The sequence below is a fragment of the Mesorhizobium sp. M8A.F.Ca.ET.207.01.1.1 genome (assembly GCF_004794715.1).
Taxonomy (GTDB): Bacteria; Pseudomonadota; Alphaproteobacteria; order Rhizobiales; family Rhizobiaceae; genus Mesorhizobium.
The window spans coordinates 1-313 of the sequence record NZ_SRUS01000421.1 but is presented as its reverse complement, the minus strand read 5'-3'; the positions used below and the strand labels follow the sequence as shown (position 1 = coordinate 313).

Below are 313 nucleotides of genomic sequence, written 5' to 3'. Positions count from 1 at the left end.
GCGCCTGCTCCTTGGCGAACCACGGGTAACGACTGCCTTCGCTGGCCCTCTGCTGCCATTGCGCGGCAGTGACCAGCACCGGCGCGGTGTCGGCCTGCCGCGCAGCGGCAGCGGGCGCTGCCAGCAGCGGCATGGCCGGCAGCAGGGCGAAGGGGGCCGCCAGGGCCAGGGCAACGAACAGCGGCTGCAACCTCATCGATCAACTCCGGTGCTGACGCGTGACAGGGCAACCTCGCCCACCTTGGGATACCAGTCCACGCCGGTCGCCTCGCGCGCGGTCATCGCCAAGGCAGGATCGGCGCCCACCTGGGGC

The 313-nt window shown here is 71.9% G+C and carries 1 protein-coding gene; it reads right to left on the bottom strand.

Annotated elements, in window-relative coordinates:
* Window positions 1-196: hypothetical protein (locus tag EN850_RS35190; RefSeq protein ID WP_136093047.1), on the bottom strand; the 196-nt coding region annotated here is incomplete at its 3' end.
* Between the last annotated feature and the right edge of the window lie 117 nt (window positions 197-313).